This window comes from Ideonella alba, assembly GCF_018069875.1.
GTDB lineage: Bacteria > Pseudomonadota > Gammaproteobacteria > Burkholderiales > Burkholderiaceae_C > Ideonella > Ideonella alba.
Genome location: NZ_JAGQDF010000001.1, coordinates 1 through 20851, shown reverse-complemented (window position 1 = coordinate 20851; position 20851 = coordinate 1). Strand labels below are relative to the sequence as shown.

Genomic DNA, 20851 nt, shown 5'->3' with positions numbered 1-20851 from the left:
GTGTCCTCAGCGGGCCGGGGGAGCCCAGACCTCGCGCAGATAGTCGCCGATGGTACGGTCGCTGCTGAACCCCCCCAGGCCGGCGATGTTGCGCAGGGCGCTGGCGGCCCAGGCCGCCGGGTCGCGCCACAGCGCATCGACGCGCGCCTGGGCCTGCAGGTAGCTGTCGAAATCGGCCATCAGCAGGTAGGGGTCATGCTGCAGCAGCGGCTGCAGCAGCTCGCGGTGGCGCTGCGGGTCGCCATGCGCAAAGCTGCCATGGGCGATGGCGTCGATCACCTGCTGCAGCACACGGCTGCCCTCGATGTACAGGCGCGGGTCGTAGCCCAGCGCCTTGATGCGGGCCGCCTCGTCGGCGCGCAGGCCGAAGACGAACATCTCGTCGACGCCCATCGCCTCGGCCATCTCGATGTTGGCGCCGTCCCAGGTGCCCACGGTCAGCGCCCCATTGAGCGCAAACTTCATGTTGCCGGTGCCGCTGGCCTCGGTGCCGGCGGTGCTGATCTGCTCGGACAGGTCGGCCGCCGGGATGATCAGCTCGGCCAGGCTGACGCTGTAGTTGGGCAGGAAGACCAGCTTGAGGCGGTCGCCCAAGCGCGGGTCGGTGTTGACCACCCGCGCCACGTCGTGGATCAGCGCGATCACGCCCTTGGCGGCACGGTAGGCCGAGGCCGCCTTGCCGGCGAACACCACCACCCGCGGCACCCAGTCGGCGCCGGGGTCGGCGACGATGGCCTGGTAGCGCGCGATCACCTGCAGCAGGTTCAGCAACTGGCGCTTGTACTCGTGGATGCGCTTGACCTGGACGTCGAACAGCGCGTCCTCGCGCACCACCAGGCCCAGCTCCTCGCGGATATGCGCCGCCAGGCGCGCCTTGGCGGCACGCTTGACGCGCAGGAACTCGGCGCCGATGCGCTTGCCGCCGGCCTTGGCGCGCAGCGCGCCCAGCGCCGACAGGTCCTGGCGCCATTCGGCTCCGATGTGCTTGTCCAGCAGCCCGGCCAGGCCGGGGTTGGCCTGCACCAGCCAGCGCCGCGGCGTCACGCCATTGGTCACGTTGAGGAAGCGCTCGGGCCACAGCTGCGCATAGTCGGCGAACAGCGTGTCGACCATCAGCTGCGAGTGCAGTGCCGAGACCCCATTGACCTTGTGCGAGGCCACCACCGCCAGCGCCGCCATGCGCAGCCGGCGCTCGCCACCGTGGTGGGACTGGCCTTCGTCGAACAGCGACATGCGCGCGACGCGCGCCTCGTCGCCGGGGAAGCGCGCGCGCACCTCGTCCAGGAAGCGGTGGTTGATCTCGTAGGCGATCGCCAGGTGACGCGGCAGCAGGCGCTCGACCAGATCCAGCGGCCAGGTCTCCAGCGCCTCGGGCATCAGGGTGTGGTTGGTGTAGCTGGTGGCCTGGTGGGTGGCCTGCCAGGCGGCGTCCCAGTCCAGGCCGTGCTCGTCAAGCAGCAGGCGCATCAGCTCCAGCGGCGCGAGCGCGGGGTGGGTGTCGTTCAGGTGCACCACATTGGCGCGGCCGACCTGGTGGATGTCGCCGCCTTCGCGCAGATGGCGCGCCAGCAGGTCCTGCAGCGAGGCGCTGACCAGCAGGAACTCCTGGCGCAGCCGCAGCTCGCGGCCGGCAGGCGTGCTGTCATCGGGGTACAGCACCCAGTTCAGGCGCTCGGCGGCCAGACGCTGCTGGCCGGCCTGGGCGTGGTCGCCGCGGCTGAAGGCGGTCAGGTCGATCGGCTGCGCGGCCTCGGCCTGCCACTGGCGCAGGGTGCTGACGCGCTCGGTGCCATGGCCCGGCACGATGAAGTCGATCGCCTGCGCCGCCACCGTCTCGGCCGGCTCCCAGCGGTGCTGGCCGCCCTCGAAGCGCACATGGCCGCCGAAGCCCACGGTGTAGCGCAGCTCGGGACGCGGCAGCTCCCAGGGGCTGCCCGCCTCGAGCCAGGTGTCGGGGCGTTCGATCTGGCGGCCGTCCTGGATGGCCTGGGCGAACATGCCGTGGCGGTAGCGCAGGCCATAGCCGAAGGACGGCAGGCCCAGCGTGGCGAAGCTGTCCAGGAAACACGCGGCCAGGCGGCCCAGGCCGCCGTTGCCCAGCGCGGCGTCGGGCTCGTGCTCAAGCACCTCGCCCAGCGGCGGCGCGCCCTCGGGCAGGGCCGCCTGGGCGGCGTCCTGCAGGTCCAGCGCCTGCAGCGCATTGCCCAGCGCGCGCCCCATGAGGAACTCCATCGACAGGTAGTGCACCCGGCGGGTGCGGCCGCGGCGGGCATCGGCACGCTGGGTGGCGGCCCAGCGCTCGGCCAGCAGTTCGCGGGCGGCACTGGCCAGCGCGGTCCAGCAGGCATCGCCCGCGGGCGCGTCGCTGCGCTGCGCCAGCGCGCGGCGGGCCAGCGCAGGCAGTTCGGAGCGCTGCGGCGCGGTGCGCCCAGCGGCGCGGGTGGCGGGACGGGTGGCAGTGGTCATCACGATCCTCCAGGCAGGGATGGCGCCAGGACCGCGGTGCGGCCGCCATCGGCGCGATGGAGCCAAGTATCACCAATTTCCGCCCGTTTGTGTAGTTTGACTACATTCTTTGTCGCCAAAACGGCGCAACACAAGGCCCTCTTACATAGGTACATGACCGGGAAAACCCCGGCATGGAAGCCGATCGATGGGGACGACTGGCAATGTATATTCGCTACATCCTGACCGGCCCAGCCCGGTCGCAGATCCCCCGGAGACCGACATGGCAGAAGTCAAGCTCGTCAATGTGCAGAAGGCCTATGGCGAGGCCGTGGTGCTCAAGGACATCAACCTGCAGGTGCGCGACGGCGAGTTCATGGTCTTCGTCGGCCCCTCGGGCTGCGGCAAGTCCACGCTGCTGCGCTCGATCGCCGGGCTGGAGGACATCACCGGCGGCGAACTCAGCATCGGCGGCCGCGTGGTCAATGACGTGCCGCCCGCCGAGCGCGGCGTGGCCATGGTGTTCCAGAGCTACGCGCTCTACCCGCACATGGACCTCTACGAGAACATGGCCTTCGGCCTGAAGCTCGCCAAGGTGCCCAAGGACGAGATCGACCGCGCGGTGCACTCGGCCGCCAAGATCCTCAACATCGACCACCTGCTGCACCGCAAGCCCAAGGACCTGTCGGGCGGCCAGCGCCAGCGCGTGGCCATCGGCCGCGCCATCGTGCGCAAGCCCGAGGTCTTCCTGTTCGACGAGCCGCTGTCCAACCTCGACACCGCGCTGCGCGTGAAGATGCGCTACGAGTTCGCCAAACTGCACGAGGACCTGAAGACCACGATGATCTACGTCACCCACGACCAGGTCGAGGCGATGACGCTGGCCGACCGCATCGTGGTGCTGTCGGCGGGCAAGATCGAGCAGGTGGGCTCACCGCTGGCGCTTTACGAGCACCCCGACAACCTGTTCGTCGCCGGCTTCATCGGCTCACCGGCGATGAACTTCCTGCCCGGCACGATCGTCAGCGCCAGCGGCGCCGACGCGGTGGTGCGCCTGGGCACCGGCGAGACGGTGCGCTGCGAGGTGGATGCCGCCCGCGCCCAGGTGGGTGATGCGGTGACCCTGGGCATCCGCCCCGAGCATTTCGTGGTGGGCCATGCCGACAACCGCCTGCAGGCCCAGGTCACCTTCGTCGAGCAGCTGGGCAGCGCGACCTTCGCCTACGGCAGCCTGCCGGGCACCGAGGTGACGCTGACCTGCGAACTCGACGGCGCCCTGCGCCTGAAGAGCGGCGAGCCGCTGATGCTGGGCGTGCCCGCTGGTGCCTGCCACCTGTTCGACGCCCAGGGCCTGGCCTTCCGCCGCCACGCCGCCCAGGACCTGCGTCAGGCGGCATGAAGCAGCGTGCCGCGTTCGCGCGCCGCGGCCTCGCGGCGCTGTGGCTGGCTGCCTGCGCGGGCGCGCTGGCCGCGCCGCCGCGCCTGCTGGTCTGGATCAATGGCGACAAGGGCTACAACGGCCTGCAGCAGGTGGGCGACGCCTTCACCGCGGTCTCGGGCGTGCCGGTGGTGGTGCAGCACCCGGAAGGCGCACCGGACAAGTTCCAGGCCGCCGCCGCCGCCGGCAAGGGCCCGGACATCTTCTGCTGGCCGCATGACCGCGCCGGCGAATGGGCGCGCTCGGGCCTGATCGTGCCGGTGCACCCGTCGCCGGCGGTTCGCGAGGGCATCGACGACTTCGCCTGGAAGGCCTTCGTCTACCGCGGCAAGACCTGGGGCTACCCGCTGGCGATCGAGGCGATCGGCCTGGTCTACAACAAGGCGCTGGTGAAGACGCCGCCGGCCACGGTGGACGAGCTGATCGCGCTGGACCGCCAGCTGCAAACCCAGGGCCGGCATGCGCTGCTGTGGGACTACAACAAGAGCTTCTTCACCTGGCCGCTGCTGGCCGGCGCTGGCGGCTTTGTCTTCGGCCGCAATGCGCTGGGCGAACTCGACCCCGCGCAGATCGGCGTCAACACCCCCGGCGCGGTGCGCGGCGCCCAGGCGCTGGCGCGCCTGATCGAGGGCGGCCACATGCCGCGTGGTGCGCGCTACTCCGAGATGGAAGCCGGCTTCGCGCAGGGCAAGGTGGCGATGATGATCACCGGCCCCTGGGCCTGGGACAACGCGCGCAAGGCCGGCATCGAGATCGGCGTGGCGCCGCTGCCCGCGGTGGTGCCGGGCCAGCCCAGCAAGCCCTTCGCCGGCGTGCTGGGCTGCATGATCGCCGCACCCAGCCCGAACAAGGACATCGCGCGCCTGTTCATCGAGGAGCACCTGCTGCGCGTCGACAGCCTGAAGACCATCTCGGCCGACGTGCCGCTGGGCACGCCCGCCAACAAGGCCTACTACGCGGAGCTGGCGGGTGACGTGAAGATCGCCGCCACCATGGCCAACGCCCGCGCCGGCGAGCCACTGCCCAACATCCCGGAGACCGGCCGCTTCTGGCCGGCGATGGACGCCGCCCTGGAAGCCATCACCCAGGGCCGCCAGTCCCCGAAGGAGGCGCTGGACGGCGCCGCAGCCCGGATGCAGGCCAAATGACGCCCCGTCGCTGGACACTGGCCGCCAGCGTGCTGGCCGAGTTGACCCTGCTGTGGCTGGTCACCGGCATGATGCGCGCCGGCAACCCGCTGTGGGCGGTGGCCGTGCTGGTGCTGGGCAGCTCGGCGATCGCCACCTACGGCCTGAGCCGCTCGCTGGCCTGGCGCTACCTGTACCCGGGCGTGGTGGCGATGGTCGTCTTCATCGCCTTCCCGCTGCTCTACACGGTACAGATCGGCTTCACCAACTACTCGTCGAACAACCTGCTCACCGAGGAGCGCGCCCGCGCCTACCTGCTGGAGCAGGCCGAGGTGGCCATGGAGCGCGCCCTGCCCTACACCGCGCACCGCGACGCCGACGGCCAGGTGCGTCTGGTGTTCACCACCCGCGATGGCGCCCGTCTGGCGGCCACCGTGCCGGACCAGGTGCCTGCGGCGCCGCTGCCCCTGCAGCCGCTGGCCGGCGAGGTGGGCACGGCCCTGGACCTGCGGGCGCTGATCGCCGTGCGTGAGCGCCTGCGGCCGCTGAAGGTGGCCCTGCCCGAGGGCGCCGTGCTGGCCTATGCCGGCCTGCGCGAGTTCGCCCCTTTCACGCCATTGTGGACGGCCGCCGAGAACGGCGCGCTGACCCAGACCGGCAGCGGCACGCGCTACACGCCTGACCGCGACAGCGGCTTCTTCACCGCGCCCGACGGCACGCGCCTGCAACCGGGCTTCCAGGTCAACGTCGGCTGGGGCAACTACCAGCGCCTGTTCGGCGATCCGGACATGCGCGGCCCCTTCGGCTCGATCTTCGTCTGGACCGTGGCCTTTGCCGGCCTGACGGTGCTGTTCTCGGCGGCCATCGGCGGCACGCTGGCGGTGGTGCTGAACTGGGAGGCGCTGAAGTACCGCACGCTCTACCGCACGCTGCTGTTCCTGCCCTATGCGGTGCCGGGCTTCATCTCGATCCTGGTGTTCAAGGGCCTGTTCAACCAGAACTTCGGCGAGATCAACGCCATCCTCGACCACCTCTTCGGCATCAAGCCGGCGTGGTTCGCCGACCCGGCGCTGGCCCGCACGATGATCCTGATCGTCAACACCTGGCTGGGCTACCCGTACTTCCTGGTGCTGTGCACCGGCCTGATCAAAGCGATTCCGTCGGACCTGTATGAGGCCTCGGCGATCGCCGGCGCCAGCCCCTGGGTGAACTTCCGCCGCATCACGCTGCCGCTGATCATCCGTCCGCTCACGCCGCTGCTGATCAGCGCCTTCGCCTTCAACTTCAACAACTTCGTGCTGATCAGCCTGCTCACCGATGGCCGGCCCGACTACCTCAACACCAAGCTGCCGGCCGGCACCACCGACATCCTGGTCAGCTACACCTACCGCATCGCCTTCACCGACGCCGGCGCCAACTTCGGCCTGGCGGCGGCCATCTCCACGGTGATCTTCGCGCTGGTGGCGGTGCTGTCGCTGCTGAACCTGAAGCTCACCCAGGCGCAGGAAGGAAAACGCTGATGCCCATCGTCACCGGCAAGAGTCACCGCTGGCGTGTCATCGCCACCCATGCGGCGCTGTGGGCGCTGATCGCCGTCACGCTGTTCCCGCTGCTGGCCATCATCAGCATCTCGCTGCGGCCGGGCAATTTCGCGATCGGCCAGCTGATCCCCGAGCGCATCAGCTTCGAGCACTGGCAGCTGGCGCTGGGCATCCCCGTCACGCAGCCCGACGGCACCGTCGTGCAGCCGCCCTTCCCGGTGCTGCTGTGGCTGTGGAACTCGATCAAGGTGGCCTTCATCTCGTCGGCCGGCATCGTGCTGCTCTCCACCACCGCGGCCTATGCGTTTGCGCGGTTGCGCTTCCGTTTCAAGGCGCCGCTGATGAACAGCCTGCTGCTGCTGCAGATGTTCCCGGTGGCGGTGGCGCTGGTGGCGGTCTACGCCATCTTCGACGCGATCGGCCGCTGGGTGCCCTGGCTGGGGGTGGAGACCCACGGCGGCCTGATCCTGGCCTACCTGGGCGGCATCGGCATGCACGTCTGGACGATCAAGGGCTACTTCGACACCGTGCCGGCCGAGATCGAGGAATGCGCCAAGGTCGACGGCGCCACCAGCTGGCAGGCGTTCTGGCGCGTGCTGCTGCCGATGGCGGTGCCGATCCTGGTGGTGGTCTTCGTGCTGGCCTTCATCGGCACGATCATCGAGTACCCGATCGCCTCGGTGCTGCTGCGCGAGGAGCCCAATCTCACGCTGGCGGTGGGCTCCAAGTACTACCTCTACGATCAGAAGTACCTGTGGGGCGACTTCGCCGCCGCGGCGGTGCTTTCGGGCCTGCCGATCACCGCGGTGTTCCTGCTGGCCCAGCGCTGGATCGTCTCGGGCCTGACCTCGGGCGGGGTCAAGGGATGAAGCGCGCGGTCTGTGCCGCGCTGCTGCTGGCCCTCGCGCAGGTCGGCGCCTGGGCGGCGCCGGCGCAGGCGCTGCAGGTCGACGACGCCGAGCGCTTTGCGGCGCTGCTGGCCGACGGCCGCCTGCCGGATGCCGACACGCTGCAACGCGCCTACCTGACCCCGGGCAGCGTTGGCGTGGCGCTGTTCACGCCCGGGCGCATCGAGTCGGCGCAGAACCTGGCCCAGGCACTGCAGGCCCACCCGCAGGCCTACCGCAAGGCGATCGCGCTGTGCCTGCCGGCCGCCCGCGCCGTGGCGCAGGAGGCCGGCGCGGTGATGGTCGAGGTGGCGCGCCGGCTGGGCCAGCCCGCCGAGGCCGCGCCGGCCTTTGCCCTCTTCGGCGCGATGAACTCCGGTGGCACGGCCAAGGCGCAGGGCCTGGGCCTCGGCCTGGAGGTGCTGTGCCAGAGCGTGGACACGCCCCAGGACGCGCGCGCCCTGCTGCTGGACTTCGTCGCCCACGAGATCACGCATGTGCACCAGCACCGCCACCTGCCGGCCAAGCTCGACTTCAACCTGCTGTACGCCACGCTGATGGAAGGCTTCGCCGACTACATGATGGAGCAGGCCCGCGGCGCCTCCAGCGGCCCGTCCGCCGACCGCGAGCGCTATGGCCTGGCCCATGAGGCCGAGCTGTGGCGGGCGTTCCAGGCCGACGTGGCGCGCGGTGCCGGCTTCGGCGACTGGCTCTACAACGCCCGCCCGGCGCGTGCGGGTCAGCCGGCCGACATGGGCTACTGGCTGGGCAAACGGCTGTGCGAGGCCTTCGTCGCGCGCGCCCCCGACCGTGCCCAGGCCTTGACCACCTTGCTCCTGCTGCGTGATCCGGCCGCGATCGTGGCCGCCAGCGGCTACGCACCGAGATGAACCCACGCCGACGTTGCTTGCATGCCGCCGCCCTGCTGGCGGCCCTGAGCCCGCTGACCGCCCTGGCAGGGCCCGGCGCCTATGACCAGCGCGAGCGCGACTGGCGCAATGGCGCGGTGGTCTACCAGGTCATCGTCGACCGCTTCGCGCCCAGCGCCAACCTCGACGCCAAGCGCGCGCTGTACCCTGCGCCGAAGCGCCTGCGCGGCTGGGACGAGGTGCCCGCGGCCGGCGTGCAGCTCCCCGAGCACAAGGTCAATTCGGCCGAGCTGGACTTCTGGGGCGGCGACCTGGCCAGCACCAGCGCCCACCTGTCGCACCTGCGCGACCTGGGCGCCGACGTGCTGTACCTGAACCCCATCCACCTGGCCTGGACCAACCACAAGTACGACGCGCTGGACTACCAGGCCATCTCGCCCGAGTACGGCACCCGCGCCGACTTCAAGCGCCTGGCCGCGCAGGCCCATGGCCTGGGGCTGAAGGTGGTGCTCGACGGCGTGTTCAACCACATGGGCCGCAACGCGCCGATCTTCCAGCAGGCGCTGGCCGACCCGAAGAGCCCCTACCGGAACTGGTTCGCGATCGGTCCGCAGTACGCCGGTGGCGCGCGGGTGTGGACGGGTTTCCAGAACCATCCCGAGCTGAACCTCGAACACCTGCCGGTGCGCCGCCACCTGTGGCTGGACCGTGATTCGGTGGTGCGCAGCTACCTGCGCGACGGCGCCGACGGCTGGCGCCTGGACACCGCCTATGAGCTGGGCCCGCGCTTCCTGCGCGAGATGACCGACGCCGCCCACCGCGAGAAGCCCGGCTCGCTGGTGGTGGGCGAGATCGTCAACTGGCCTGACCGCTGGCTGCAGTCGCATGACGCGGTGATGGGCTTCACGCTGCGCCTGATGCTGTTCGACCTGGCGCGCGGCCAGGTCAGCGGCGGCGCCACCGGCCGGCGCATCGACGCCCTGGTGAAGCGTTCGGGGATCGAGCCCACGCTGCGCTCCTGGACCCTGCTCGACAACCACGACCTGCCGCGCCTGCACACCGAGTTCCCCGAGGTGGCGCCGCGCCGTCTGCTGCAGGCGCTGCAGTTCACGCTGCCCGGTGCGCCCAACCTGTACTACGGCGTGGAAGTGGGCATGGAAGGCGGCCCCGACCCGGCCAACCGCGGCCCGATGCGCTGGGACCGCGTGCAGGCCGGCCACCCCGAGCTGGCCTGGGTGCGCCAGTTGACCGCCCTGCGCCGCGAACACCGCGCGCTGCGCATCGGCGACCACGTCGCGCTGGATGGCGAGCGCCTTCTGGCCTTTCTGCGCCACACCGACCGGCCGATGGACAGCCGCGTGGTGGTGGCCAACCCCACCCGCGAGCCGGTGAAGGAGCGCCTGCCGGTGCCCGACGCCTGGCTGATGGACGGCACGCCGATGGTCGACGTCCTGAACAGCGCCGGCGGCACGCCGGCGCGCTTCACGCTGATCGCCGGTCTGCTGGAGGTGGAGGTGCCGCCGCAGACCGTGCTGGTGCTGCAGCCCCGCCCCGAGCCGATGGGCGGCTATGACCGCTACAAGCGGGTGCCCTGACCCTGCCGCCATGGACCACGCCAACCGACACGACCGGGCCCTGGCCGGCACTTTCGAGCGCCGCGAGGCCGACTGGCGCTGCGGCGCCATCGTCTACCAGGTGCTGGTCGACCGCTTCGCGCCCAGCGCCGACCTGGACACCAAGCGCCACCTCTACCCCGCGCCCAAGCGCCTGCGGGCCTGGCATGAGCAGCCGCGCGCCGGCGAGTACCTGCCGGACGCCAAGGTCTGGAGCCACGAGATCGATTTCTGGGGCGGCGACCTGGCCAGCACCGCCAGCCGCCTGGACCACGTGCACGGTCTGGGCGCCGACGTGCTCTACCTGAACCCGATCCACGCGGCCTGGACCAACCACAAGTACGACGCTCTCGACTGGACCGCGGTGTCCCCCGAGTTCGGCACCCGCGACGACCTGCGCACCCTGGCCGACGCGGTGCATGCCCGCGGCATGAAGCTGGTGCTCGACGGCGTGTTCAACCACATGGGCCGCAACGCCCCGGCCTTCCAGCAGGCCCAGGCCGATCCGGCCGCACCCACCCGCGCCTGGTTCGACTTCAACGACGCGCTGCCCGGCGGCGCCCGCGCCTGGTTCCGCGCCCAGAACCTGCCCGAGGTGGTGATGGAACACCCGGCGGTGCGCGAGCACATCCATGCCGGCGCGAACTCGGTGGTGCGCCAGGCGCTGCGCGATGGCGTCGACGGCTGGCGCCTGGACGTGGCGCACGACATCGGCTTCAACCTGCTGGAAGACCTGACCCGCTCGGCCCACGCGGAAAAGCCAGGCTCGCTGGTGGTGGGCGAGACCTGGAACTACCCCAAGGAGTGGTTCCCGTCGCTGGACGCGGTGATGAACTTCACCGTGCGCGAGGTGCTGCTGCGCACGATGCGCGGCCAGATCCCCGGCCCGGTGGCGGCGCGGATGATCCAGCGCGTGGTCGACGAGGCCGGCATCGAGAACATGCTGCGCAGCTGGCTGATGCTGGACAACCACGACACCATCCGCCTGGCCACCGCGCTGCCCGACCCCGCCGCCCGCCGCCTGGCCCAGGTGCTGCAGTTCGCGCTGCCTGGCGCGCCCAACCTGTACTACGGCAGCGAGCTGGGCCTGGCCGGCGGTGACGACCCGGAAATGCGCGCCCCGATGCCCTGGGACCTGGTCCACGACGGGCACCCTGAACTGCGCTGGACGAAGCAGCTGATCGCGCTGCGCCGCGCCCACCGCGCGCTGCGCGTGGGTGAATTGCGCGAGATCACCAGCGCCCGGCTGCTGGCCTTCGAGCGCCACACCGACCGCGTCGCCGACACCGTGCTGGTGCTGGCCAATCCCAGCGACCAGCCGGTCGAGGACCACGTGCTGGTGGCCAACTCGAAGATCATGAACTTCTCGGCGCTGCGCGACCTGCTGACCGGCAGCCCCTCACCGGTGGTGCCGGTCGCCGGCCTGCTGGGCGTGACCGTGCCGCCTTGGGGCGTGCTGGTGCTCAGCCCGGACACCGCGCCCAACGAGGGCTACACCACCTACAAGCGGGTGCAGTAGCGCGCGGCCCAGCGGCCCGGGCAGCCCACGACCGCGCCGGGCGGCCTCAGGTGCGGCTCACTGCCCTTCCTTGATCATCCGGCCCGCGGTCTTCTGGATCGGCCGGGCGTTCATCGGGTACAGGCGCGCGAAGATGCCGATCTGCTGCGGGCTCAGCTGCACCGGCTCCTTCATCACCATCCACAGCACGCCCTCGCTGCAGGGCGGCGTGGTCAGCGAGCCCATGTAGGTGTAGTAGCGGCGGTCCTTGGGCAGCAGCTGGTTCAGGTCCAGCGTGGTCGGGGCCGGCTCGGCCACGCCCTTTTCCAGCGGCAGCGCGTTCCACACCGCCTGGATCAGCGGGTGGGCGCTGCCGCGGTCCAGCATCACCGCCACCACCGCCAGGCGGCCGTCCAGGTCCTTGTGGACCAGGTGCACCACCATGTCGAACTGGCGGCCGTTGATGCGCTCCTCCGACGGGCGGTGGAAGTGGAACTGCAGCAGCTCGAAGCGTTTGCCCTGCACGCTGATCGCGTTGCCCTGGGGGACATTGACCTGGACGGTGTGGCCGTTGTCGATCACCGAGAAGCCGGTGGGGATGTAGGCGAACTCGATCGGCTGCAGCTCCAGCGGGATGCCGTCGCGGATGTCGATCGGGCTTTGCCGCTGGCCGCTGGCGCAGGTGGCGAACTCGGGCTTCAGCGAACCCCAGGACTGCGGGCCGTTCGCGCCCTCGTACGCCCAGTGCGGATCGTGCGCGGCGTGCGGCAGCAGCTGGGCCGCGGCGCCCGCGCCGCCGTGGCCGCCATGGCTGTCGGCGGCGGGCTCCGCCGCTTTGGGTGCCGCGCGGCGCACCGGCTCCGACGGCGCCTCGGCCTTGTTCGTCACCCGCATCACGTAGTTGCTCTTGGCCTCGGGCGATTTGGTGGCGCCCAGCCGGGCGGCCAGCCGCTCGCGCAGCTCGTCCATCGAGATGCTTTCCTTGCCGTTCGCGGCCTTGGGCTCGGTCGCGGGCTTGGCGGCGGGCTTGGCCGCAGGTTCGGCGTGGCCATGCTCACCGCCGGCCCAGACGGGCACCGAGGCCAGGGCAAGGGTGGCGAGCGCAAGACTCAGGCGGAGCCTGCGAGGGGCGTGGGGCATGGCGTTCTCCTGTCCGACCAGTGCGGATGTCAACCCGCTCTATCGGAACACCGGCGCCCGACTTGAGCCCGGCGCGGGGTCGCGATGGCATCATCGGCCCGTGCCACGGGCGACCGGCGCACACCATGACCACTCAGGGAGACCACCATGAACACCCTCACCGCGCAACGTCCGACCGGCGCCTTCGTCGGCGCCTCCTGGGCAGCCCTCTTCGTGGGCGCCGTGACCTATGTCACCGGTCTGTGGAACGCGCAGATGGCGCTGAACGAGAAGGGCTACTACTTCACCGTGCTGGCCTTCGGGCTGTTCGCTGCGGTGTCGCTGCAGAAGACGGTGCGTGACCGGCTGGAGGCCATCCCGGTCACCGGCATCTACTACGGCCTGTGCTGGGTGGCGCTGGGTCTGGCGCTGCTGTTACTGACGGTGGGCCTGTGGAATGCGACGCTGACCGGCAGCGAGAAGGGCTACTACGCGATGGCCTTCCTGCTGGCGCTGTTCGGTGCGGTGGCCGTACAGAAGAACATCCGGGACATTGCGCTGTTCGAGCGCCTGAACCCCGCCAGCTCGGAGGCCGATGCCTGAGCCGGACCGCCTGGCCGAGCTGCCCGGTCTGGGTCCCCGCTCCGCCGAGTGGTTGCGCGCGGCAGGGATCGATTCGGCCGAGCAACTGCGCCGGCTGGGCGCGGTGGCGGCCTACGCCCAGGTGCGGGCGCGGCAGCCGCGCGCCAGCCTGAACCTGCTGTGGGCGCTGGAGGGCGCGATCAGCGGCCTGCCCTGGCAGCAGGTCGCGCGGCAGCACCGCACCAGCCTGCTGCTGGCCCTGGAGGAGCACCTGCGGCGCCACCCGCCCGCGGGTAGCGCCCCAAAAGGCCAGGGCTGACGGCCGCCCGCCGGGGTCAAGCGGCCGCAGGCGGCGCCGCCTGCAGCTTCTTCCAGGCCTGGAAGCCCCCCGCCACCGACAAGGCCTTGGGGTAGCCCAGCGAGCGCAGCAGGCGCGCTGCCGCCAGGCTGCGCCGGCCGCTGTTGCACACGCACAGCAGCAGGTGGTCGCGCGCGTGGTGCAGCTGGTTGATCATCGTGAAGAAGGTCTTGGCGTCGATGTCCTTGGGCGTGCCGGCGTCGAGGATGTCCTGCTCATCCTCGGTGAGTGCATCGCCCAGCATGACCTTCACCTCGAACATCGGGATGTGCACGGTGCCGGGGATGGCGCCCTTCATCTCGATCTCGAAGGACTGGCGGATGTCGATCAGCGTGGCCAGCTCCAGCCGGCACAGCTCCAGCGCGGCGGGCAGCGAGATCTCCAGACCCTGGGCATCGGTCTGATCGGGGGTGTCGGCGGCGTCCATCGGGTCTCCAGCGGGTACGGGGTGATTGTCGCCGCGACGCGCTCAGGCCGGCACGCGGCGCCGCACCCAGTGCCAGGCCAGCAGGCCAATGCCCATCAGCCCCAGCGAGGTCAGCGCCAGCGCCAGCGCCGAATGCATCACCAGCGGCGCGATCACCCCCGCCACGAAGGCGTTGGCCACGCTGCCCAGGCAGGCCTGCAGCGAGCTGGCCATGCCGCGGCGCTCGGGCACCTGGTCCAGCACCAGCAGCGTGACCACCGGCACCATCAGCGCCCAGCCGAAAGCGAATACCGCGATCAAGGGCAGTGCCCAGGCCGGATGCGGTGTCAGCAGCGCATTCATCGCCACGTTCAGCAGCGACACGCCGACCATGATGCGAAAGCCCCGGCGGATCTGCCGGCTGCGCTCGATGCGCCCGGCCAGCCGGCCGGACCACCAGGCGCCGCCCATGATGCCGCCGATGGTCAGCAGGAAGAACCAGAAGAACTCGGTCGGGCCCAGGTGCAGGATGTCGCCCAGGAACACCGGCGCCGACAGCACATAGAGGAACATGCCGTTGAACGGCACGCCCGACGCAAAGGCCAGCGCCAGGAAGACCGGGTTGCTGACCATCTGCCAGTAGCCCTGCATCAGCGGCCGCGCCTCAAAGGGCTGGCGCTGGCTGGGGTGCAAGGACTCGGGCAGCATGCGCGCCATCGTGACCATCAGCACCAGGCCGACGCCCACCAGGAACCAGAAGATCGCGTGCCAGCCCAGGTGCACGTACAGCCAGCCGCCGATGATCGGCGCCACCGCCGGCGCCACGCCGAAGTAGATGGTGACCTGCGACATCACCTTCTGCGCCTGATCCGGGTGGAAGAGGTCGCGGATGATGGCCCGCGAGACCACCATGCCCGCACCCGCCGACATTCCCTGCAGCGCGCGGAACAGCACCAGCTGCCCGATGTTGAGTGACAGCGCGCAGCCCAGCGAGGCCAGCGTGAACACCGCCAGCCCGCCCAGCACCACCGGCCGCCGGCCGAAGCTGTCGGCCAGCGCGCCGTGGAACAGGTTCATCAGCGCGAAGCCCAGCAGGTAGGCCGACAGCGTCTGCTGCATCTGCACCGGCGTGGCGCCCAGGCTCTGCGCAATGCCGGTGAAGGCCGGCAGATAGGTGTCGATCGAGAAGGGCCCGAGCATGCCCAGGCCGGCCAGCAGCGCCGCCAGCATCCAGCGGGGACCGCGCCAGACGCGCGAGGCTTCAGGGTTCATCCGGTGAATGCCATGGAAAAAAAAGTGAAGTCGACCGATAGGCCGGATTCTGTGCGGCGGCGCCTCTTGCGAGACCCGCCGTGACCGCCATTCCTCTGGGCCGGGGTGTTGCCACCCTGGCTCGATGCCACCTACCCGCCGGCTCAGCGAGCCGCTTCAATGCCGGCCTATTTGGTGTTGCTGCGCGTAGAGATTGCCGCGTTTCACCCTTGACGGGGCGGTTGCCCCGTCAAGGGCGGCTGCTCGGTTCGGGCTGCGCCCGAGGCCGCCGGCTTGCGCCGACGGCCAGCCGGCTTGCGCCGGCCCCTCGCTGAGCACCCCCGTTGGGACCCCCGGCAAGACTCGTCTCTGTGGCTCTGATCCGCACCTCGCGGTGGACGGGCGTTACCCGCTACGCTGCTCTATGCAGTCCGGACCTTCCTCCAGTGCGGCCTTTCGGCACCATGCACCAGCGGCGGTCTGGTCGGCTTCACGGCCTGCATTGTCCCATGGACGCCGTGTCCCTGCCCGAGGCATGAGAAGCGGTCAGAAGCTTATGCCGGCAGAGCGGGACGGTCTGGGGCATCATCGACGGCTCACAGGAGATGACCATGAAGGCTGCCAACGTCCTGGCCACCATCGGCCGCACCCCACACATCCGCGTCAACCGCCTGTTCGGCGACACCCACGAGGTCTGGGTCAAGTCCGAGCGCAGCAACCCGGGAGGCTCGATCAAGGACCGCATCGCGCTGGCGATGATCGAGGCGGCCGAGGCCAGCGGCCAGCTGAAGCCCGGCGGCACGATCATCGAGCCCACCTCGGGCAACACCGGCGTCGGCCTGGCCATGGTGGCCGCGGTCAAGGGCTACAAGCTGGTGCTGGTGATGCCCGACAGCATGAGCGTCGAGCGCCGCCGCCTGATGCTGGCCTACGGCGCCAGCTTCGAGCTGACCCCGCGCGAGAAGGGCATGAAGGGCGCGATCGCCAAGGCCGAGGAGCTGGCCGCCGCCACGCCCGGCGCCTGGATCCCGCAGCAGTTCGAGAACCCCGCCAACATCGAGGTGCATGTGCGCACCACCGCGCAGGAGATCCTGGCCGACTTCCCCGAGGGTCTGGACGCGATCATCACCGGCGTGGGCACCGGCGGTCACCTCTCCGGCGTGGCCTCCGTGCTGAAGGCGCAGTGGCCGCAGCTGAAGGTCTACGCGGTCGAGCCCAGCCAGTCGCCGGTGATCTCGGGTGGCGCGCCCAGCCCGCACCCCATTCAAGGCATCGGCGCCGGCTTCATCCCGAAGAACCTGAAGACCGAGCTGCTCGACGGCGTGATCCAGGTCGAGGCCGAGGAGGCCCGCGAGTACGCCCGTCGCAGCGCCGCCCAGGAGGGTCTGCTGGTGGGCATCTCCAGCGGCGCCACACTGGCAGCGATTGCGAAGAAGCTGCCCGAGCTGCCGGCCGGCGCCAAGGTGCTGGGTTTCAACTACGACACCGGCGAGCGCTACCTGTCGATCGAGGGCTTCCTGCCCGCGGCTTGACCGCCGTCAAACTAGGGGGTCATCGGGCATTGTGTGGATGACCTCCGCCACGTCGGTCGGAACAATCGTTTTCGACCGGTCGTGGTGTTCACGCTCCGGCAGCAGTCCCTGGAGGTGAACATGGAAAGCAGAATTCCCCGGCAGGTCGCCGCGCTGGCCGCGGTGGCGCTGGCCGGGTCGGCCTGGGCCGTCAAGGTGCCCACGCAGGACGATTTCAGCACGCCGGGCCTCAACCGCGCGCTGTGGATCGAGAGCGAGCAAGGCCGCTTTGTCCAGGCCAAGCAGCTGCGCCTGGGGCGCTTCACCTATGGTGGCGCCGCCAGCGACAGCGGGCTGGTCGCCGACACCTTCAACGAGCCGCTGATCGACACCACGCCGCCCAAGTCGATGGGCGCCGACATCACCGTCGTCGACGTCAAGACCGACGAGACCTGCGCCGCCAACCCCTTCAACACCAACGCCCGGGTGCGGCTGATCGCCGCCTATTTCAACCAGCGCCCGGGTGGCCCGGTGCCGGGTGACCGCACCGGTGATGTGCTGGCCCAGATCCGACTGGGCCGCCTGAGCGACACCACGCTGCCGGCAGGCCAGGTCGATGTGCAGGGCATCCTGTCGACCTGCAGCAACGCCGACTGCAGCGCCTCGACCGCGATCGGCGTCGTCAATTTCGCGCCGGTGGCGCTGGGCACCAAGGTGATCAGTCGCGTCGACTGGGCCAAGAAGGCCAAGACCTTCGACTTCACCGCCAATGGGGTGACGCAGACGGTGTCCTACACCGGTTCGAGCGCCACGCCGCCGGTGCTGGGCTTCGTACAGCCCAGCATCCGCAATGAGGTGGCCAACTGCCTGAGCACACCCAAGGTGAAGGCCGGCATCGTCGCCGATTTCGACAACGTGCGCTTCAGCTACTGAGCCGCGCCGCGACATCACACAGGAGTCCATGATGACGCACACGAAGCGCCTCTTCGCCGCCAGTGCCCTGGTGCTGGCCAGTCTCTCTGCCGTCGCCGCCGTGGTGGGCGACAACTTCAACCTGCCCGAGATCGACAACACGCGCTGGTCCGCGCCCGAGAGCTACCGTTTCATCGACAACGGCCGTTTGGCCCTGGGCCAGTGGGGCTTCGGCAACACGACCAGCAACAGCGGGGTCACGGTGACCCAGCTGAGCACCAGCCAGACCGATGCCTCGCCCTCCCGCGCGGTGAAGGTGACGATCTCGGTGGACGACGTCGACCGCCTCGACGGCTGCGCCGCCAACACCACGCCCAGCACGGTGCGGGCGCGGGTGATCGGCAACTACTTCAGCACGCGCGCTGGCGGCCCGGTGGCCGGTGACTTCACCGGCGACGTGCTGGCCCAGGCCTGGCTGCGCCGCTCCTCCAACTCCACCGACGCCCCCGGCGTGCTGCGGGTGGCGGGCGGCGTGCCGCAGTGCACCAACGCCGATTGCTCAACCTCGAACAACCTGGGCGGTGTCGACCTGGGCACCGCCAACGTCGGTGACAAGGTGACGCTGCAGATCGAATGGGACGCGGCGAACAACCAGTTCCTGTTCATCCGCGACGGTGGCGCACCGGTGGCCGTGCCCTACCCGGTGACCATCACCGGCACGCCAGGCCGACCGTTCAACAACGTGTCGGCCCGCGCCGAAGTGGCCAACTGCATGGCCGGCCGTGCCAAGGCCGGCATCGGCGCGCAGTTCGACAACTACGGCATCGTCCGCTGACGCATGCGCCGGCACAAGGCGTGAAGAGGTGCGCACGAGGCCACTCTGCAAGCTAGGGGGCAGTGGCTTCTGCCCTTCGCGCTGCGCCACCACAATGGCGGGGTCGCTGCGTGAGCAGTACCCCGCAGACACCTAGGAGACTTTGCTGTGAATTTCCGTTTCATTCCGCTGATGGCCCTGGGCCTGCTCTCGCTGAGCGCGCAGGCCGCGTCCGTCAAGTACGACGACTTCAATGTCAACACCGGCCTGGACCGCATCAAGTGGAACGAGAGCGAGGCGGCCCGCTTCGTCGACAACAACAAGCTGACGCTGGGTCGTTTCCTGTACGGCAACACCGCTTCCGACACCGGCTTGACGATGGAGTCGTGGAACACCACGATTCCCATCGCGGCGCCGATCAAGGGCCTGCGTGCCGATGTGACGGTGGACAACATCTGGCAGAGCGAGAGCTGCGCTGCCAACCCGGCCGTGGGTCAGTCCAGTGCCCGCCTGATCGGCTCGTTCTTCAACATCCGTCCGGGCGGCCCGGTGCCTGGTGACCGCACCGGTGACGTGCTGGCCCAGATCCGTGCGCGCCGCACCAGCAACTCGGTCGACGCCCCGGGCGTGATGCAGGTCCAGGGCGTGCTGTCGCAGTGCACGAACGCCGACTGCTCGGCCAGCGCCGCCTTGCCGGGAGCCTCGGCCCTGGTTGTGCAGCTGGGCACAGTGACGCCGGGCACCCCGATGCGCCTGCAGTTCTCGTGGGACAAGAAGGCAAACACCTTCACCTACGTCCGCGACGGCAACATCACCGCGCAGATCACCTACACCGAGAACGACGGCACGGCGCCGGCGGCGCTGTTCGCCAACATGTCGATGCGCAACGAGATCCAGAACTGCACCACACAGCGCATCAAGGGCGGCATCTCTGGCGAATTCGACAACGCCTACATCATCCAGTGATGACGGACCGGGGCGCGCACGTGCCCCGGTGCACTCAGTCGACCTGGCGCCAGGCCAGGGTCTCGCCGCCACGCAACGGCTTGAGTTGGGCCTCACCGAAGGGCACGGACTCGGGCAGCGTCAGCGCCTCGCGGCGCAGCGTGACGGTCCCGGCGTTGACCGGCAGGCCGTAGAAGGCCGGGCCGTGGCGGCTGGCAAAGCCCTCCAGCTTGTCGATTGCGCCGGCCGCCTCAAAGGCCTCGGCGTAGAGTTCCAGCGCGCTCAGCGCCGTGAAGCACCCTGCACCGCACACCGACGCCTCTTTCATCACCGAGGCATGCGGCGCGCTGTCGGTGCCCAGGAAGAAGCGGTCCGAGCCGCTGGTTGCCGCCGCCACCAGGGCCTGGCGATGCACCTCGCGCTTGAGCACGGGCAGGCAGTAGTAGTGCGGCCGCAGACCACCCTGGAAAATCGCGTTGCGGTTGTAGAGCAGGTGATGCGCGGTGATCGTGGCCGCGGTGTGCGCGCCCGCCGTGGCCACGTACTGCGCCGCCTCCTGGGTGGTGATGTGCTCGAACACCACCTTCAGTTCAGGAAAATCGCGCCGCAGCGGCTGCATCACCTGGTCGATGAACACGGCTTCGCGGTCGAACAGGTCGATCGCCGGATCGGTCACCTCACCATGCACCAGCAGCAGCAGGCCTTCGCGCTGCATGGCTTCGAGCGTGGCGTAGGTCCTGCGCAGGTCGGTGACACCGGCATCGCTGTTGGTGGTGGCGCCGGCGGGGTACAACTTCAGCGCCACCACGCCCGCGGCCTTGGCTCGGCGAATCTCGTCGGGCGGCGTGTTGTCGGTCAGGTACAGCGTCATCAGCGGCGTGAAGTCCACGCCAGCCGGCACCGCCGCCTGGATGCGTTCGCGGTAGGCCACCGCCTGCGCCGCCGTGGTCACCGGCGGACGCAGGTTGGGCATGATGATCGCGCGACCGAACTGACGCGCGGTGTAGGGCACGACCGCTTGCATCGGCGCGCCATCACGCACGTGCAGGTGCCAGTCATCGGGGCGGATCAGGGTCAGGGTCTCGCTCATGCGGCGATTGTCCCATTCCCCCAGGCGGGCCAAGGTTGAAGTCAGCAACCTGCCCAGAGCCGCCAGTCGACCTGATTGACTTCAGAGGTGGTGGCGCAGCCAAGGCCCGAGCGACCAGGGCCTGTCGTCGCAGACGGTGGCGGTCGGCTGCGCCGACTCCCCTGCGGTGCTCGGGCTGCAGGGCGGCCCACAAACTCGCTCCGCTCGCCTGCGGCTCGCTCTGCTCAAACAGTGTGGGCCAGTCAGAAGGGATTGCCCTGCAGCCCTGCGCTCCTCGGCGCCCCCGACAGCGCCGCCAGCCCCTGGCCGCTCGGTCCTTGTCTGGGCAGCCGTTGCGGGACTGCTCGTGCGAGCAGTGCGAGGACGTCGGCAGCGGGTGAGGGGGAGTTCGCTTGGCCGAAGTCAAGGAGGAGGCCGCAGGCCGGGGGACATGAGGACAAGCGAA

General features: G+C 70.0%; 18 protein-coding genes and 1 other RNA gene. 13 read left to right on the top strand and 6 right to left on the bottom strand.

Translation table 11 applies throughout. The annotated features are described in order from the left end of the window. Positions 1–6 precede the first annotated feature (6 nt). Complete coding sequence (locus tag KAK07_RS00095; RefSeq protein WP_210858295.1) at positions 7–2466, bottom strand: glycogen/starch/alpha-glucan phosphorylase; 2460 nt, start codon at positions 2464–2466, stop codon at positions 7–9. 262 nt (positions 2467–2728) lie between these two features. On the opposite strand from KAK07_RS00095, the gene KAK07_RS00090 reads away from it, so the two are divergent. The 7 genes from KAK07_RS00090 to KAK07_RS00060 are packed head-to-tail and all read left to right on the top strand — an operon-like array spanning position 2729 to position 11439. Next, positions 2729–3844 (top strand): ABC transporter ATP-binding protein, encoded by a 1116-nt coding sequence (locus tag KAK07_RS00090; protein ID WP_210854877.1) that lies wholly within the window; start codon positions 2729–2731, stop codon positions 3842–3844. Next, positions 3841–5031: a maltose/maltodextrin ABC transporter substrate-binding protein MalE gene (gene malE, locus KAK07_RS00085; RefSeq protein ID WP_210858293.1), complete on the top strand. Its 1191-nt coding sequence runs from the start codon at positions 3841–3843 to the stop codon at positions 5029–5031. Before KAK07_RS00090 ends, malE begins: the two co-directional genes overlap by 4 nt. Then, entirely contained in the window at positions 5028–6530 is a 1503-nt protein-coding gene (gene malF / locus KAK07_RS00080) for a maltose ABC transporter permease MalF (protein WP_210858290.1), read from the top strand. The genes malE and malF overlap by 4 nt, the downstream gene beginning before the upstream one ends. Beyond that, positions 6530–7420, top strand: coding sequence for a maltose ABC transporter permease MalG (gene malG, locus KAK07_RS00075; RefSeq protein ID WP_210854883.1), 891 nt, complete (start codon positions 6530–6532; stop codon positions 7418–7420). Before malF ends, malG begins: the two co-directional genes overlap by 1 nt. After that, positions 7417–8328 carry a DUF2268 domain-containing putative Zn-dependent protease gene (locus KAK07_RS00070; RefSeq protein WP_210858288.1) on the top strand — a complete coding sequence of 304 codons (912 nt, stop codon included), beginning with the start codon at positions 7417–7419 and terminating at the stop codon, positions 8326–8328. Before malG ends, KAK07_RS00070 begins: the two co-directional genes overlap by 4 nt. Before the next feature lie 17 nt (positions 8329–8345). Further along, entirely contained in the window at positions 8346–9902 is a 1557-nt protein-coding gene (locus tag KAK07_RS00065) for an alpha-amylase family glycosyl hydrolase (protein WP_210858286.1), read from the top strand. A gap of 10 nt (positions 9903–9912) precedes the next feature. Next, positions 9913–11439, top strand: coding sequence for an alpha-amylase family glycosyl hydrolase (locus KAK07_RS00060; protein WP_210854890.1), 1527 nt, complete (start codon positions 9913–9915; stop codon positions 11437–11439). 57 nt (positions 11440–11496) lie between these two features. Here the strand turns inward: KAK07_RS00060 and KAK07_RS00055 are convergent, their stop codons facing one another. Beyond that, positions 11497–12558, bottom strand: a complete 1062-nt coding sequence (locus tag KAK07_RS00055) for a carbonic anhydrase (RefSeq protein ID WP_210854892.1) — start codon at positions 12556–12558, stop codon at positions 11497–11499. A gap of 147 nt (positions 12559–12705) precedes the next feature. On the opposite strand from KAK07_RS00055, the gene yiaA reads away from it, so the two are divergent. Continuing rightward, positions 12706–13140: an inner membrane protein YiaA gene (gene yiaA / locus KAK07_RS00050; RefSeq protein WP_210854894.1), complete on the top strand. Its 435-nt coding sequence runs from the start codon at positions 12706–12708 to the stop codon at positions 13138–13140. After that, positions 13133–13438: a TfoX/Sxy family protein gene (locus KAK07_RS00045; RefSeq protein ID WP_210854896.1), complete on the top strand. Its 306-nt coding sequence runs from the start codon at positions 13133–13135 to the stop codon at positions 13436–13438. The genes yiaA and KAK07_RS00045 overlap by 8 nt, the downstream gene beginning before the upstream one ends. A gap of 16 nt (positions 13439–13454) precedes the next feature. Here KAK07_RS00045 and KAK07_RS00040 read toward each other — a convergent pair whose 3' ends face one another. The 3 genes from KAK07_RS00040 to rnpB form a co-directional block, all read right to left on the bottom strand. Further along, positions 13455–13904: a rhodanese-like domain-containing protein gene (locus tag KAK07_RS00040; RefSeq protein ID WP_210854898.1), complete on the bottom strand. Its 450-nt coding sequence runs from the start codon at positions 13902–13904 to the stop codon at positions 13455–13457. A 42-nt stretch (positions 13905–13946) separates the two neighbouring features. After that, on the bottom strand, positions 13947–15155 hold the full coding sequence (locus tag KAK07_RS00035) for a multidrug effflux MFS transporter (RefSeq protein ID WP_210854900.1): 1209 nt from the start codon (positions 15153–15155) through the stop codon (positions 13947–13949). A gap of 22 nt (positions 15156–15177) precedes the next feature. Beyond that, positions 15178–15626: RNase P RNA component class A (gene rnpB / locus KAK07_RS00030), an RNA gene on the bottom strand. 119 nt (positions 15627–15745) lie between these two features. Between rnpB and cysK the strand changes: the two genes are divergently transcribed. From cysK to KAK07_RS00010, 4 genes are all read left to right on the top strand, one after another. Then, on the top strand, positions 15746–16666 hold the full coding sequence (cysK, locus tag KAK07_RS00025) for a cysteine synthase A (protein WP_210858284.1): 921 nt from the start codon (positions 15746–15748) through the stop codon (positions 16664–16666). Between the two features lie 120 nt (positions 16667–16786). Next, positions 16787–17578, top strand: a complete 792-nt coding sequence (locus KAK07_RS00020) for a hypothetical protein (protein WP_210858282.1) — start codon at positions 16787–16789, stop codon at positions 17576–17578. A 31-nt stretch (positions 17579–17609) separates the two neighbouring features. Next, positions 17610–18392: a hypothetical protein gene (locus KAK07_RS00015; protein ID WP_210858280.1), complete on the top strand. Its 783-nt coding sequence runs from the start codon at positions 17610–17612 to the stop codon at positions 18390–18392. A gap of 147 nt (positions 18393–18539) precedes the next feature. Continuing rightward, a complete protein-coding gene (locus KAK07_RS00010; protein ID WP_210858278.1) occupies positions 18540–19337 on the top strand; it encodes a hypothetical protein in 798 nt (265 codons plus the stop codon). A gap of 34 nt (positions 19338–19371) precedes the next feature. On the opposite strand, the gene pyrC is transcribed toward KAK07_RS00010, so the two are convergent. Then, entirely contained in the window at positions 19372–20406 is a 1035-nt protein-coding gene (pyrC, locus tag KAK07_RS00005) for a dihydroorotase (protein WP_210858276.1), read from the bottom strand. Between the last annotated feature and the right edge of the window lie 445 nt (positions 20407–20851).